Annotated in this window: 15 protein-coding genes; all 15 read left to right on the forward strand. The window is 33.9% G+C overall.

The features are described 5' to 3' along the window. Positions 1-194 precede the first annotated feature (194 nt). The 15 genes from PAN94_RS03245 to mef(A) all read left to right on the forward strand — a co-directional run bounded on the left by PAN94_RS03245 (position 195) and on the right by mef(A) (position 15,152). Positions 195-893, forward strand: coding sequence for a GntR family transcriptional regulator (locus tag PAN94_RS03245; RefSeq protein ID WP_285874589.1), 699 nt, complete (start codon positions 195-197; stop codon positions 891-893). Between the two features lie 117 nt (positions 894-1,010). Beyond that, on the forward strand, positions 1,011-1,343 hold the full coding sequence (locus PAN94_RS03250) for a putative DNA-binding protein (RefSeq protein WP_005590307.1): 333 nt from the start codon (positions 1,011-1,013) through the stop codon (positions 1,341-1,343). A gap of 55 nt (positions 1,344-1,398) precedes the next feature. After that, on the forward strand, positions 1,399-2,955 hold the full coding sequence (gene ffh, locus PAN94_RS03255) for a signal recognition particle protein (RefSeq protein ID WP_285874592.1): 1,557 nt from the start codon (positions 1,399-1,401) through the stop codon (positions 2,953-2,955). A 61-nt stretch (positions 2,956-3,016) separates the two neighbouring features. Beyond that, entirely contained in the window at positions 3,017-3,805 is a 789-nt protein-coding gene (locus PAN94_RS03260; RefSeq protein WP_285874593.1) for an alpha/beta hydrolase, read from the forward strand. 52 nt (positions 3,806-3,857) lie between these two features. Continuing rightward, a complete protein-coding gene (locus tag PAN94_RS03265) occupies positions 3,858-4,301 on the forward strand; it encodes a MepB family protein (RefSeq protein WP_285874595.1) in 444 nt (147 codons plus the stop codon). Positions 4,302-4,805: 504 nt separating this feature from the next. After that, entirely contained in the window at positions 4,806-5,813 is a 1,008-nt protein-coding gene (locus PAN94_RS03270; RefSeq protein WP_000763879.1) for a DUF5677 domain-containing protein, read from the forward strand. A 526-nt stretch (positions 5,814-6,339) separates the two neighbouring features. After that, entirely contained in the window at positions 6,340-7,026 is a 687-nt protein-coding gene (locus PAN94_RS03275) for a DUF3800 domain-containing protein (protein WP_000933618.1), read from the forward strand. Beyond that, complete coding sequence (locus tag PAN94_RS03280) at positions 7,016-7,537, forward strand: hypothetical protein (protein ID WP_000097857.1); 522 nt, start codon at positions 7,016-7,018, stop codon at positions 7,535-7,537. The genes PAN94_RS03275 and PAN94_RS03280 overlap by 11 nt, the downstream gene beginning before the upstream one ends. 204 nt (positions 7,538-7,741) lie before the next feature. Then, on the forward strand, positions 7,742-7,882 hold the full coding sequence (locus PAN94_RS03285) for a hypothetical protein (RefSeq protein WP_006151551.1): 141 nt from the start codon (positions 7,742-7,744) through the stop codon (positions 7,880-7,882). A gap of 661 nt (positions 7,883-8,543) precedes the next feature. Beyond that, positions 8,544-9,173 carry a TetR/AcrR family transcriptional regulator gene (locus PAN94_RS03290; RefSeq protein WP_000113543.1) on the forward strand — a complete coding sequence of 210 codons (630 nt, stop codon included), beginning with the start codon at positions 8,544-8,546 and terminating at the stop codon, positions 9,171-9,173. 278 nt (positions 9,174-9,451) lie between these two features. After that, positions 9,452-10,192, forward strand: coding sequence for an ABC-2 transporter permease family protein (locus tag PAN94_RS03295; RefSeq protein WP_000949747.1), 741 nt, complete (start codon positions 9,452-9,454; stop codon positions 10,190-10,192). 135 nt (positions 10,193-10,327) lie between these two features. Next, complete coding sequence (locus tag PAN94_RS03300; protein WP_001244586.1) at positions 10,328-11,065, forward strand: ABC transporter ATP-binding protein; 738 nt, start codon at positions 10,328-10,330, stop codon at positions 11,063-11,065. Between the two features lie 2 nt (positions 11,066-11,067). Continuing rightward, the gene (locus PAN94_RS03305) at positions 11,068-12,750 is read left to right on the forward strand and encodes an ABC transporter ATP-binding protein (RefSeq protein WP_000811441.1); all 1,683 of its coding nucleotides are present in this window, start codon (positions 11,068-11,070) and stop codon (positions 12,748-12,750) included. Between the two features lie 628 nt (positions 12,751-13,378). After that, complete coding sequence (locus tag PAN94_RS03310; RefSeq protein WP_000873143.1) at positions 13,379-13,549, forward strand: hypothetical protein; 171 nt, start codon at positions 13,379-13,381, stop codon at positions 13,547-13,549. 385 nt (positions 13,550-13,934) lie between these two features. Further along, on the forward strand, positions 13,935-15,152 hold the full coding sequence (gene mef(A) / locus PAN94_RS03315; protein WP_000417519.1) for a macrolide efflux MFS transporter Mef(A): 1,218 nt from the start codon (positions 13,935-13,937) through the stop codon (positions 15,150-15,152). The last annotated feature ends 65 nt before the right edge of the window (positions 15,153-15,217 follow it).

Here is a 15,217-nt window from a genome sequence, read left to right on the forward strand (position 1 = left end):
CAAAAATCGAATTTTTCCAAGGTTATAGGGCTAGCTCCAAGTAAAATAACTGAAAAGCTAAGACATTTGTTCTAAAAAATGATAATCAAATAGGATTTCCCTACATTGATTGATATTTAGTTTGACTTTTAAACTAATTGATAATACAATAAATGTATAAAAAAGCTGCTTAAAATCAGAAAAGAGGGCTATTGATGTTACCTGCTTATGTGAAAATACATGATCAAATAAAAAAAGATATTGACGAGGGTATTTGGGAGATTGGCGAGCGTTTGCCAAGCGAACGTGATCTTGCTGAAACTTTCGAGGTTAGCAGAATGACCCTGCGCCAAGCTATTACGCTTCTGGTGGAGGAAGGGGTGCTAGAGCGGCGAGTCGGCAGCGGGACTTATGTCGCAAGTACACGCGTTCAGGAAAAAATGCGTGGAACAACTAGTTTTACAGAAATTATGAAGTCTCAAGGGAAAATACCATCCAGCCAGCTGATTTCCTACCGTCGGACGCTGCCTAGCGAGCGAGAAGTCGAAAAGCTGGGCATCCATAAGACAGAGAACATCATCCGCATGGAACGGGTTCGCTACGCTGACGATATCCCCGTTGTCTATGAAGTTGCCTCAATTCCAGAGAAATTTATAAAAAATTTCAAAAAAGAAGAAGTGACCAGCCATTTCTTTCAAACCCTGCAAGAGCACGGCTATAAAATTGGCAAGTCCCAACAGACCATTTACGCCCGTTTGGCCAAGGAGAAAATCGCTAAATACTTGGGAATCCCCCGTGGTCACGCCATTTTAGGCTTGACACAAGTTTCTTATTTTGATGATGGAACGGCCTTTGAGTATGTAAAAAGCCAGTATGTCGGCGACCGCTTTGAGTTTTATTTAGAAAATAATTGATTACATAATTTAAATTACGTTATGAAAACTGTCGATCGGCAGTTTTTTTATAATTCTCCATTTTCAAACATACCGAAAGAGTGGAGTTTAAAGGGATTATTTGGTATAATATTCTTTATGGAAATTGAAAAAACAAATCGAATGAACGCTCTGTTTGAGTTTTACGCGGCTTTGCTGACCGACAAGCAGATGAACTATATTGAGCTCTACTATGCGGATGACTACAGCCTTGCTGAGATTGCCGAGGAGTTTAATGTGAGCCGCCAAGCTGTCTATGACAATATCAAGCGGACAGAGAAAATTCTGGAAGACTACGAAATGAAACTGCACATGTACTCTGACTATATCGTCAGAAGTCAGATTTTCGATCAGATTATGGAGAAATATCCTGATGATCCCTATTTGCAGGAGCAGCTTGCGGTTTTGTCTAGCATTGATAACCGAGAATAAAACGGATAGAAAACAGTCCATTTCCATCATTTGATAATTAAGAGGAGAAATATTTATGGCTTTTGAAAATTTAACTGAACGCTTACAGAACGTCTTTAAAAACCTACGCAGAAAGGGGAAAATTTCTGAGAGTGATATCCAGGAAGCGACCAAGGAGATTCGTCTTGCTCTCTTGGAGGCTGACGTTGCCCTGCCTGTTGTTAAAGACTTTATTAAAAAGATTCGTGAGCGAGCTATCGGACACGAAGTTATTGACACGCTCAATCCAGCTCAACAGATCATCAAAATCGTAGACGAAGAGCTAACAGCCATTCTGGGTTCTGATACTGCTGAGATTATCAAGTCACCAAAGATTCCGACTGTTATCATGATGGTCGGTTTGCAAGGGGCTGGTAAAACGACCTTTGCGGGTAAATTGGCCAATAAACTCAAGAAAGAAGAAAATGCTCGTCCTTTGATGATTGCGGCGGATATCTACCGTCCAGCAGCTATTGATCAGCTGAAGACACTGGGGCAACAGATTGATGTGCCAGTCTTTGCCTTGGGTACTGAGTTCCCAGCAGTAGAGATTGTCCGTCAAGGTTTGGAGCAAGCCAAGGCTAATCACAACGACTATGTCTTGATTGATACGGCTGGTCGCCTACAAATTGATGAAAAGCTCATGCAGGAGCTAGCTGATGTCAAGGCTTTAGCACAGCCAAATGAAATTCTGCTGGTTGTCGATGCCATGATTGGTCAGGAAGCAGCAAATGTAGCCCGTGAATTTAACAATCAGCTGGAAGTAACTGGGGTTATCCTGACCAAGATTGATGGGGATACTCGTGGTGGTGCGGCACTGTCCGTCCGTCAGATCACTGGCAAGCCAATCAAGTTCACTGGTACCGGTGAAAAGATTACTGATATCGAAACCTTCCACCCAGACCGTATGTCTGGCCGTATCCTCGGTATGGGGGATATGCTGACCCTGATTGAAAAGGCCGCTCAAGAGTACGATGAGAAAAAATCGCTTGAAATGGCTGAAAAAATGCGGGAAAACACCTTTGATTTCAACGATTTCATCGACCAACTGGACCAAGTGCAGAACATGGGACCTATGGAAGAATTGCTCAAGATGCTGCCAGGTATGGCCAATAATCCTGCTCTTAAAAACATCAAAGTAGATGAAAAAGAAATTGCCCGTAAACGTGCTATCGTATCTTCTATGACACCAGCCGAGCGGGAAAATCCAGACCTTCTTAACCCAAGCCGCCGTCGTCGAATTGCGGCTGGTTCTGGTAATAGCTTTGTCGAAGTCAATAAGTTTATCAAAGACTTTAACCAAGCTAAACAGATGATGCAGGGCGTCCTATCTGGAGATATGAACAAAATGATGAAACAGATGGGGCTCAACCCTAACAATCTTCCTAAAAATATGCCGGGCGGCATGCCTGATATGTCAGCTTTAGAAGGCATGATGGGGCAGGATTTATCTGCCCTAGGCGGAGCAGGAATGCCAGATATGAGTCAACTTTTTGGCGGTGGCCTCAAAGGGAAAGCGGGAGAATTTCTCATGCGCCGCAGCATGAATAAAATGGCCAAGCAAATGAAGAAGAATAAGAAAAAACGGAAGTAATTGCAAACAAGTTACATAACCTAGTTTATGTAACTTGTTTTGTACACTTAGGAAAAAAGAAATGAAAAAGTTTATTAAGTACCTGATTCAGCTTTACACCAAAATACAAAACAAACTCCCTTCCCATCCCATCAGCCATCTACCCTTGAGTAAAGTTGATATTCAGCCAATCATCATGATTCCGGGGAGTTCAGCAACGGAGAATCGTTTTAACAAAATGGTTAGAAAACTCAATCATGGCCAACATCCGCACCATAGTCTTATTCGCATCAAAGTCTGGGATGACGGCTACATGACTTATCGCGGGCATTTGAAGCGAAAGGATAGAAACCCCATTTTTGTGATTGGTTTTCAGAATAATCGCGATGGTTACAAAAATATCAAGAAGCAGGCTGCTATGTTTAATGCTGCCATAACTGTTTTGCGAGAGAAATACCCTTTTACCAGTTTTAAAGGCTTGGGGCATTCTAACGGCGGACTGGTTTATACAGTATTCCTGCAGCAATACCTTGCAAACCATTCTGGATTGGAGATGGAAAAGCTCCTGACTATTGGCAGTCCTTATAATTTGAACAAAAAAGAAGTCAGCGATCGAGTTCCGATGTTGGAAGATTTTGTGACCAATCAAGACAAGTTACCTCAGCAACTTCAGCATTTATCGATTTTAGGAATATTTTTCCGAGACGGTGACGGAATTGTCCATAGAAGCAGTGTAGAGGCTGGGAGTTTGATTTACAAAGGAAAGATTGCTTCGCATAGAGAGGTCGTCATCACAGGCAAGGCTGCCCATCATTCATCTCTACCACAAAATGAACAAGTAATTAATTTGATTAAAGGGTTTTTATTCTAGTAATTATTTTACATAATTTAATTTCAGTAAAAATTAGAAAGACAATAAAACAATGAAAATGACAGACATTCTTCATAGGTATTATGGTGACTTTGATCTGATAAATGAAAAATGGAATGAAGACTATGAAAGTATTTTGATTAAGCCAAAGGATGATAAAGAATATAAAAGATGCCGTTTGGCAAAGAAAACACCCCAAAAAGAAGGCTACTTTACAGTCTTTTGGAAAAAAGACCAAGACAACAAGAATATTCCTTATACTGATAGAGACCTGGGTGATGAACTAGTTATTGTCGTTATTGACGACTGTCATTGCGGTATATTTATCATTCCCAAAGAGGTGGCTATTAGTAAAAAAATTCTTTCTACAAAGGATTGTAAAGGAAAGATGGCTATGCGGTTTTATCCGTCCTGGTGCACACATTTAAATAAAACAGCTCAGGCAACACAAAAATGGCAACTGGATTATTTTCAAAAAATTAAATTAGAAGAATAAGTTTTAGTGAAACAAGACAGAATTGAGAAACTAAACTCTGTCTTGTTTTTATTATCTGTTTTGTAGTAAAGTCAGATTGCTTAAAACTAAAAGTTTATGTACAATTGACTTAACTAGAGCTAAACCATTGATACAACTGAATTAGAAGCATAAAGTACATTCTTTAAAAAGTGTACTTTATTTTTATTTTGTACATTATTCTGGAGTGGTATTTTGTATGTTTTCTAGTTCATAACATCATCTGATTTAAGGGATTATTTTGTACATTTTTTACTCTAATAAGTGCAGAAGAAGTGGTGGTTCAATTGTACATTTTTTTAAAACTTATTTATGTTCCTACTTAACACAAGATATAGATTTTTATTTTGTTGATGGTATAATTAATGATAGATGATGCGCTATTTCTAAACGTAAAATACAAGATTTTCTAATTTATTTTCTTTTAGACTAGAAGATTATTGCAATAAATACTATGTATAAACTATTAAAAAGGTAGGAGCTATAATGGCCGATAAATTTGGACAGTTTTTTAAAGATACACTAAAAGAAATTCTCGTAGAACATGTAAAAGAATTAAAAAATCAATCTGAAATTGATAAATTTTATGAAAAATATGAAAAGGCTGATTTTTCAGGATTATATCTAGAAATGATTAATGACACTTCAAATCAAATGGTAAGAGATGCTAAGATGATAATGCATGAGAATACGTTACTGTTTAGAGGAGAGGAAACAGAAATAATTGCAAGAATAGAGCAAAAGTGGTCTAATGCGTTTGCTACATCTGAGACCATGTATATGATGGTTCTTGAATCTGTAAAAGATTATTCTGATTATGTAAATAAAATTGATAACAAGGAGAGAGAAAAATCTATTCATAAATACACAGCCTTAAAATACATACACGGAAGAGGTCTACAACAATTTTTAGAGATAATCACTTTAATGAAAAATGGATTTGCTGATGGTGCGTATTCTAGATGGCGTTCACTTTACGAATTAAATATTATTGCGTCGTTTATTTCAGAATATGGAGAGGAAGTTGCTGAAGCTTATATTTCATCACATAATACAGAAGATCGTTATGAATGGGCAAGAGCTTGTGGTGAATTTAGTCCTAAAAAGAGATATATAAGTTTTGACGATATCAGAAAAAAATCCAATTTCCCATCAGAATTATGGCAACAACCATATCGAATCTCTAATGAAGTCACACATGCATCATCACAAGGCACATTTAATCGATTAGGTCTAATGGACGGGGAAGAGAAAATAAGTGTAGGGCATACTGATTATGGACTAACAATACCTGGTGAACACTCTGCTATAACAATAGCGCAACTTACGGGGTTGCTTTTGATGGTATATCCATCTGGTGATTCTATAATAGCTGCAAAAATGCTAAATAAGTGGATTGATGTGGTAAGAGAGCAATATTTTAAAACACATGACTATATTTTTCCTGATGAACCCAAATTATGGAATAATGAAAAAAATTTAAGTCTAAGATAGATATTTGATAGAATAAAAAAGTACAAAAAATTAAAATTATTTTTATTAAAGACTCAGCAAAACACAATATATTGTTTTTTTTATTTGTATACATAAAGTTTTCATTGAAAATTACTACATGTTAAAACTAAAAAATTTTGTACTTTTCCCGAGACAGTGGATAAACCCTTGATACAACTGAGTTTAAGGAGTAATGTAGACTATTTGAAAAATGTACTTTATTTTATTATGTAAAATTGAAAAAGCTAGAATAACGTTCATCGTGGTATCTATATTGTAGTCCATTAGGAGATTTTTTAATGTATATTTTAGAAGAAAGTTTGGTGAAGTTGATGAAGAGCAAAAGTACATTTTTAGGTATAGAAAAACAGACACCGAAGTAAGATGTCTGTTCTCCAATCTATTTTAGATTATTGTTCTTAAAAATACATACTAATTCTTGAAGAATAATCCTTTGTAAGTCTTAGTTTTACTGGGGGTTCGTGGTATAATAGAATTATTACTACAAAAATTAGGAGTTATTAAGATGCTCAACTTATATTGTGATGAGTCTTGTCATTTGGAAAATGATGGTGAGAGTGTAATGTTAATAGGAGGGATTTCTTGTCCAGACTATGTAAGGAATATTGTCTATAAGGAGATAAAAGAAATAAAAAGAAAACACGGTATTTCTTCACGTTCTGAAATAAAGTGGAGGAAAGTTTCAAATTCTAAAATTACCTTTTATGAAGATCTTGTAAATTATTTTTTTGATAATGAGCATCTTAATTTTAGAGTAGTTATAATAGACAAAAATAAATTAAACCATAAGAAATATAATCAAACCCACGATGATTTTTACTATAAGCAGTACTTTTATTTAGTAAGAAAATTTCTCTTTGAGGATGATGTTAACGTTTTTATAGATATAAAAGACACAAATAGTATTTTAAAAGTTAACAAGTTAAAGAATATTCTTGAAAACTGGAAGCAGTCACCCAAACATATCAAAAATATTCAACAAATTCGCTCTCATGAAAACTCAATAATGCAATTAGCTGACCTATTGATAGGGGCAGTAGCTTATAAAAATAGGAGCTTTGAAAGTAGTTTAGCTAGAATCAGGCTAAGTAATTTAATCTCTAATAGAGCTAAGCATGAGTTAACAACGAATACAAAGTATAACGCAATAAAATTCAATATTTTTAAAATGGAGTTAAGTGATGAGCAGTAACGTAACAGATTTTTGTCCTATCCTTCCTCCGAAGATAACACTTGATCAATTTAATGGTGACTATGCTCTTTATGATGATTTTTTATATGAGAATGTATTTTTAGAGCAATTGTTCAACTTCAAGATAACTTTTAGAGGGAAATTTGTCGAGTTAAAGTCGTATCCGTATTTTGAAGGTAAAGAAGATAGTTATTTTCATCTTACCTGTAAAAATTTTGATATAGATTCAGAAGAACGAGAACCTGATTTAAGAAGGAGCGAAAGATTATGTTGGTTAAGACCTGCAATAGAAACGGATCATAACAAGATTTGCAAACAAGATTGTTTCTTAATATATGAACGACCGTATAAAAAATCTAATAGAATATTTTTATTAGATCCAGTAGATCGCTATTTTATTGTACTTGAAGAAAGACCTAGTTACTATTTATTGATAACAGCATTTTACATACACTATGATAATGTACTTCGAAAGAAACTGAAAGAATACGATAAATATAAAACTAACTGAGAAAAACAGAAAACGTCCCTATGATTAGGGACGTAATCGCAATCTCCTTCAACAACTTGGTCGATGAGTTAACTATATTATACCAAAACTATAAAATATTGCAAGTATTTAATTAACAGACAGCAATAATTTCAGAGATATTCTCCCAAATGTCCAAATGGATATCTCTATTCCCGCATGAAATTTATTTACAAAGAGTACATTATGGACTTACAAGAACTTTACGACAACCTATCAACTGAGTTAAACACTCTTGGTATTCGGTTAGATAAAAATATTTACCAAGGAATGCAAAAAGAATCGCTAAAAGGATTTCTTAGTGACTTTGAGAAGCCGGTGTATTAGGCACACCTTTGAAGTCAACTCAAGGATGTAGAATCTTTGGATAGCTATCAGAGATTGTTAGATGGGACTGATGACCGCCAATCTGATTATGTTAAGCAATCCATTCAGCGCTTTTACACGGAGTTTGTTGAATCAATCAGGGATGAATTATATTAAAGAACACTGATGACAAAAAGTCTGGCAAATTCCTTGTCAGACTTTAACTATATGATTTTAGTAAAGTATATTCTCACTAAAATTCAGGTTTAATAAATTTCCAGTTTTCACTTTGATAGGGTAGACTTTAGGATATTTTTGTTCCAAAAAAAAACTAAAAGTTTATGTACAATTGATTTAACTAGAGCTAAACCATTGATAAAACTGAATTAGAAGAATAAAGTGCACTCATTAAGTAGTGTACTTTATTTTTGTTTTGTACATTTTTTGTTGATGGCTTAATCAATACTACATCTCTATCAGGCAATTCAGACTCCATTTAGTCCTCTAAAACCCATGTTGAGTGTGTATCTTTGCTGGTAAAAGCTTAGAAACCTTGTAGCGAAGTAATAATGAAAAGCCTTTATTATAAAGGTTTTTCATATTCCAATAAAGAACTTGACATTATTAGTTACTTCCACTACAATAGAATTACATACCATTGGTATGATAGAAAGGGACTGGAATGGCAAGAAATAGAAACTCACATGAAACTAGACAAAAAATACTAGAGGTCTCTAAAAATTTATTTTTAGAAAAAGGATTTGATAATACGTCAATACAAGATATCATAGATGGGTTAGGTGGATTAACAAAAGGTGTTATCTATCATCATTTTGAGTCTAAATACGATATACTGCAAACAATCATTAGCGAAAATAATCAAGAAATTTTAAATTATAATTGGAGAGGAAATACTGGGTTAGAAAAGATACAAAATTCTTTGATGGACTCTTTCTCTAATTTTGAACACCAAAGGCTCGTTTACTCTGCCTCAATCATGCTTAGAAGTCCACGTTTGTTAGGAGAGCAGTATCTAGGTCTATTTTCTGATTTTTTACCCGAAATTAGAGAAAAAGTTTACGAAGGAGTTGAAGATGGGTCTATTAAAACAGAATATCCAGAAGAGCTAGCAGATTTAATTGTTTTAACTCTAAATATTTGGATTGGTTTTCAAATTTCCGTTTTTTCATTAGTAGAATTAAAGCGCAAAATGAATTTCATTAAACTTACTTTTGAAGGTCTAGGGGTACAGTTAATTTCTGATGAAATGATGGAGGTGATTTTCAACTTATTTGATCACTTAAAAAAATAGTAAATAAGTAGTCGCATGACATTCTTGTTAATACTAATTTCTATTTATGTATTATCAATTGAATAAACTATATTACATAATTTATAATTTAAAAATAACACACTTAAAGTGTGTTATTAAAAATCCACTATACATACCGTAGGTATGTTTATTTTTCAGTGTAGCCATACCGATAGTATGTATGGTGTAATTGTCTGAAAAATAAGCTAATTTTTAAATATTTGTTGAGATTAGTTTGAATAGTTTACTCTTTATTTACACTTTGGAGGAAAGAATCTATGTTATCGCTTATTAAAATTGAATTAAATAAAATTTCTAAACCTAAATTATTTTTAGCCTGGTTGTGTACTATTTTTATAGTGTTAGGCATTACAGCAATCATTATTATGGGTTTAGGTACTGACAATAAACTAGGAGAATTCGCTGGTCAGGATTCTAATGTTATTAGAGTTACTGGTAAATGGGAAGGCTGGGCAATTGTAGCTTCATTGTTTTCATCTTTATTTACAAAAGCAGCATTTTTGATTTTCGAATCTTATTTATTATCTACGATTATCATTGATGAATTTAAACGAAGAACAATTTTTCAGTTGTTTTCTTACCCTATTTCTAAAATAAAGTTACTATGGGGAAAAATTCTTTTAGTCATCCTAATATCATTTATTGCCCATTTTTCTGCACATTTAGTTATTCAAATATTCATTAGATTCATGGCTGTTGTAACTGAATCTAGTTGTATCCCTGTAGCTAATCAATTAATTAACTTAGCTGGAATTACGTTTGGAACAGTACTAATAGGGTTATTACCATTTGTTTTAGGTATGATTAAGCATTCAACAGCTATAACAATGCTTACAGGACTTGGTTTAGCAGCATTACTTTCGAATGCCAGTCCAGGAAGTTTATCTAATAATATTGCTGATAACTTATTCTTTTTGATATTTGCAAGTTTCATAAGTTTAATGATTACTTCATTTTCAATTTATAATATTTCAAGACAAGATATTAGTATCAAGTAGCATAGCTGAATTTAATTGAAGGAATGTGATAATTCCTTGATGATTTCTATAAAAAAAGAGGCTGTATAAGTTGGTATTTATGCTCCAGGAGAAAAATTCTTTCATTTAAAGCTGGATATAGAAAGAGAGATAGAAATGAGAAATATTGTTGAAATAAAAGAAGTTTTTAAAACAATTGATAAAGAAGAAATTTTAAGTGGTATCAACCTTCAAATTGCTGAAGGAGAAATCTATGGTTTTTTAGGACCGAACGGTGCTGGAAAAACAACGTTAATGAAATGTATGTTAACCTTATCAACAATTACATCAGGTAGTATTGAAATTTTTGGGAAAAATCTACAAGAACACAGAGAAGAAATCCTAAGTCAGATTGGAAGTATTATTGAATCACCAATTTTTTATGATAATTGCACTGCAAAAGAAATTTTGGAAATTCACGCTCAATATATGGGGAAAAATATTATTGAATCAGATATAAAAAAAGCCTTAAGAATGGTCGGCTTAAAAAATACGACTAAAAAAGTAAAAGATTTTTCGTTAGGAATGAGGCAAAGGCTTGGTTTAGCTCGTGCCTTTCTAACAAAACCTAAATTGTTAATTTTAGATGAGCCAATCAATGGTTTAGATCCAATAGGGATTCAAGAAATTCGAAATCTTTTGTTGTCGCTTTCTAAGGAGCATGGAATTACTATTCTAATATCGAGTCATATATTATCGGAAATTTCACAGATAGCAGATAAAATTGGCTTTATCAAAAATGGAGAAATTGTAGAACAGGTTTCTATGAAAGAGATTAGGAGAGAGAATATTGACTTAGAAGAATATTTTATGTCACATTTTCTAAATGAAATTAAGAATTATGAGGTAGATTAAGGATGAAACAATTGATAAAGAACCATCAGAAGGCTTTTTATGCTTTCATGATATTTAATATACTGGTCCCTTTAACTAATATTGCTTTTGCTTATTCTATTAAAGGTATTATTGATAGTGGCATGTCCCAAAATAAAGAAGCCTTAACTCAAGCGGTACTAGTAGGAGCTACTGTTATTTTCATCTATGCAGCACTCAACTTTATATCTCTTCGATTGAGAAATAAACTTGTTAGGCAAATCATGTCAAGATACAAAAACAAGGTGTTCCAATCTATTTTAGATAGGGATTATAGAGACTTTTCTAAAGAAAAATCAGGGAAATTTATTTCCGTATTAACCGAAAATATGAAGAAAATTGAGCAAGATTATCTATACCAGTATTTTAATATTTCAAAAAACCTTTCCTTAATGATTTTTTCACTTCTAACTATGTTTATAGGTAATTGGTTTTTGACCTTATTAGTTATCATTGCTAGCATCATTCCGATGATGATTTCAGGATTTATTGGACAAAAATCAGCCTCTTTACAAAATAGAGCTATGGTTGCCGATCAGAAGTATTTAGCTAAGGTTAAAGATATTTTAGCAGGATTTCTTGTTATTAAAAGTTTTAATGTGAAAGATGCTATCTGTGAGGATTATAGTCATGAAAGTGAAAAATTTGATGAAATAAATTTTATAAAAGGGAAATTTGACGTTTTAGCTAATGTTATTTCACAGCTTTCAGGGATGATTGTTTTTTTGGTAGCCTTTGGTGGAGGGATGTATCTCGTATTTAATAGCTCTACCACAATTGGGAGTGTAACAGCTATTGTTCAACTGGTCAATTTTGTAGTAATGCCACTGAATGAAGTTGGAATGGGAATAAGTAAATTTCGTGAAGGTCAGGCAACACTAGATGCATTTGAGGTAAAAGATGTAACTGAGCTTCAGACTGGTGAAACAAAAGAATATTTCGATGATGTTATTTCTTTTTCAAATATAGACTTTTCTTACCCTAATACTAAAGAAAAAATTTTTAACCATTTATCTTTGAAGATTCAAAAAGGAGAAAAAATTGCAATTGTTGGAATGTCAGGGAGTGGGAAATCAACTTTGCTCAATCTATTACTGCGTTTTTACGATGTAACAAGTGGGCACATCTCCATTGATAATATAGATTTGCAAGCTATTTCAGCAGAGAGCCTTTATAACTTAATGACAATTGTTCAACAAGACGTTTATATCTTTGATGATACTTTAAGAGCAAATATTACTCTTAATCAATCCTTCACTGATGAGGAAATAAAGCAAGCTGTACAGCAGTCGGGTTTAGAAAGTTATGTTTTAGAAAATGAATCTGGTCTACAAACTTTATGTGGAGAGAATGGCTCAAATCTATCTGGCGGACAAAAACAAAGAGTTAGTATTGCGCGTGCCTTGATTCGAAAAACACCAATCTTATTATTGGATGAGGCTACTTCATCTTTGGATAATCAAGTAACTACTGAAATTGAAAGTTCAATCTTGGATATTCAAAATTTGACTGCACTTGTAGTAACCCACAAGTTGAATGAGAACATTTTGAAAAAATACGATAGAATTCTCTTTATGAAAGATGGCGTTATTGTTGAAGATGGTTCTTTCAGTGATTTGATGGATAGGAGAGGTGAGTTTTATAAGTTGTTTGAGTTGAGTGTGTAATTCTCTTTCATTTTATAGTATAATTTTATAAAACACTCTATCCTTTTCGTTCTATAATATATAAGCTTGCTAGCACCACATGTTGAGGCGGTAAGTTTGCTAGTCAAGGAGTAAAACGACGAAGATTAGCATTTACTTCCGCCCATGCGATAGCTGTCCGTGATTGACAAGTGCTAGCACGCAGACAGAACGGAGATAGCGAACCGCTGAGTGTGTCGCTCTGCTCGTAAAAGCTTAGAAACCTTTGAACGAAAGGGATAATGAAAGCCTTGATTGCAAGGCTTTTTGCTTTATGGTGGGTAAGTATCAGAGTGAGAAAATTTTTGGAATGAGTAGAAGTGATAGCTAGAAATTATCAGTTTCTATTTCCATTTACCCTGTGGGTACGTGTTTGTTTCCATTGACAAGGAGTTTGTGGGAATAGAAATGTACCCACCTTGTTTGAATCAAGTGAAGTGTAGTTGAAGGAAATCTGTTGAAAGCAATACTTCATTTTACCGAATAAGTAATAATTTAGGCAACTTCAAATCGATTAAAAAAAACTATTTTAAAGGTTAAGAGTAGACAAAAATTGTCCACTCTTTTTTGCAAACTCAATTTATCAATAAATGAAATGAGGGAATGTAAAATGAAATATTTTGAGGTTGAGTTAGAAAATCCTGATGAATTTTTAAAACTACAAACAGAAGATTTTGTGAAAGCTAATCGCTTGCTACTAAGGAAGATAATCCAGAGCGTTACAGTCTATGAAGAAAACTTCGTCATATCCTTTAAATCTGGCATCGAATTGGAAGTATGAGTCTCATTCCATAACTTTTATATTGAACATATCATCTTGTTGTGTTATACTATAAATTGATATAAACAAAGATGTAGGAGGAACCGAAACTATGACAGCCTCAATGCGTTTAAGATAAGCTGGCAATAAAAAAAGCAGAATCTATACCCGATGATAGGCTTTTTTGTTGTGCTTATTTATACGATATTGAGCATTCATTAGTTACGGTGAGGATATTGGTTATTTAACTATACCTTTATTTAACTATGTCTTTAATATGAATGTTTCCAAATTGTATGTATGCAGACCAAAAGCCACATTGTGGGGTTTGGCCTGCATTTTTTATTGCCTAGAATGCTATTCAAAATAGAAATTCAAGCAAAATAATATGCAGGAGATAATATAAATGGAAAAATACAACAATTGGAAACGAAAATTTTATGCAATATGGGCAGGGCAAGCAGTATCATTAATCACTAGTGCCATCCTGCAAATGGCGATTATTTTTTACCTTACAGAAAAAACAGGATCTGCGATGGTCTTGTCTATGGCTTCATTAGTAGGTTTTTTACCCTATGCGATTTTGGGACCTGCCATTGGTGTGCTAGTGGATCGTCATGATAGGAAGAAGATAATGATTGGTGCCGATTTAATTATCGCAGCAGCTGGTGCAGTGCTTGCTATTGTTGCATTCTGTATGGAGCTACCTGTCTGGATGATTATGATAGTATTGTTTATCCGTAGCATTGGAACAGCTTTTCATACCCCAGCACTCAATGCGGTTACACCACTTTTAGTACCAGAAGAACAGCTAACGAAATGCGCAGGCTATAGTCAGTCTTTGCAGTCTATAAGCTATATTGTTAGTCCGGCAGTTGCAGCACTCTTATACTCCGTTTGGGATTTAAATGCTATTATTGCCATCGACGTATTGGGTGCTGTGATTGCATCTATTACGGTAGCAATTGTACGTATACCTAAGCTGGGTAATCAAGTGCAAAGTTTAGAACCAAATTTCATAAGGGAGATGAAAGAAGGAGTTGTGGTTCTGAGACAAAACAAAGGATTGTTTGCCTTATTACTCTTAGGAACACTATATACTTTTGTTTATATGCCAATCAATGCACTATTTCCTTTAATAAGCATGGAACACTTTAATGGAACGCCTGTGCATATTTCTATTACGGAAATTTCCTTTGCATTTGGGATGCTAGCAGGAGGCTTATTATTAGGAAGATTAGGGGGCTTCGAAAAGCATGTATTACTAATAACAAGTTCATTTTTTATAATGGGGACCAGTTTAGCCGTTTCGGGAATACTTCCTCCAAATGGATTTGTAATATTCGTAGTTTGCTGTGCAATAATGGGGCTTTCGGTGCCATTTTATAGCGGTGTGCAAACAGCTCTTTTTCAGGAGAAAATTAAGCCTGAATATTTAGGACGTGTATTTTCTTTGATCGGAAGTATCATGTCACTTGCTATGCCAATTGGGTTAATTCTTTCTGGATTCTTTGCTGATAAAATCGGTGTAAATCATTGGTTTTTACTATCAGGTATTTTAATTATTGGCATTGCTATAGTTTGCCAAATGATAACTGAGGTTAGAAAATTAGATTTAAAATAAACAATATTGGAGGAATATTTATGTATCTTATTTTCATGTAACTCTTCCTGCTAAAATCGCAGGGT

It is taken from the genome of Streptococcus sp. SC1 (assembly GCF_030272855.1).
Classification (GTDB): Bacteria; Bacillota; Bacilli; order Lactobacillales; family Streptococcaceae; genus Streptococcus.

What these genes read in the sequence shown, in the direction of transcription:
- PAN94_RS03245 (WP_285874589.1), top strand. Translation starts at nt 195, where the DNA reads ATGTTACCTGCTTATGTGAAAATACATGATCAAATAAAAAAAGATATT.
- PAN94_RS03250 (WP_005590307.1), top strand. Translation starts at nt 1,011, where the DNA reads ATGGAAATTGAAAAAACAAATCGAATGAACGCTCTGTTTGAGTTTTAC.
- ffh (WP_285874592.1), top strand. Translation starts at nt 1,399, where the DNA reads ATGGCTTTTGAAAATTTAACTGAACGCTTACAGAACGTCTTTAAAAAC.
- PAN94_RS03260 (WP_285874593.1), top strand. Translation starts at nt 3,017, where the DNA reads ATGAAAAAGTTTATTAAGTACCTGATTCAGCTTTACACCAAAATACAA.
- PAN94_RS03265 (WP_285874595.1), top strand. Translation starts at nt 3,858, where the DNA reads ATGAAAATGACAGACATTCTTCATAGGTATTATGGTGACTTTGATCTG.
- PAN94_RS03270 (WP_000763879.1), top strand. Translation starts at nt 4,806, where the DNA reads ATGGCCGATAAATTTGGACAGTTTTTTAAAGATACACTAAAAGAAATT.
- PAN94_RS03275 (WP_000933618.1), top strand. Translation starts at nt 6,340, where the DNA reads ATGCTCAACTTATATTGTGATGAGTCTTGTCATTTGGAAAATGATGGT.
- PAN94_RS03280 (WP_000097857.1), top strand. Translation starts at nt 7,016, where the DNA reads ATGAGCAGTAACGTAACAGATTTTTGTCCTATCCTTCCTCCGAAGATA.
- PAN94_RS03285 (WP_006151551.1), top strand. Translation starts at nt 7,742, where the DNA reads ATGGACTTACAAGAACTTTACGACAACCTATCAACTGAGTTAAACACT.
- PAN94_RS03290 (WP_000113543.1), top strand. Translation starts at nt 8,544, where the DNA reads ATGGCAAGAAATAGAAACTCACATGAAACTAGACAAAAAATACTAGAG.
- PAN94_RS03295 (WP_000949747.1), top strand. Translation starts at nt 9,452, where the DNA reads ATGTTATCGCTTATTAAAATTGAATTAAATAAAATTTCTAAACCTAAA.
- PAN94_RS03300 (WP_001244586.1), top strand. Translation starts at nt 10,328, where the DNA reads ATGAGAAATATTGTTGAAATAAAAGAAGTTTTTAAAACAATTGATAAA.
- PAN94_RS03305 (WP_000811441.1), top strand. Translation starts at nt 11,068, where the DNA reads ATGAAACAATTGATAAAGAACCATCAGAAGGCTTTTTATGCTTTCATG.
- PAN94_RS03310 (WP_000873143.1), top strand. Translation starts at nt 13,379, where the DNA reads ATGAAATATTTTGAGGTTGAGTTAGAAAATCCTGATGAATTTTTAAAA.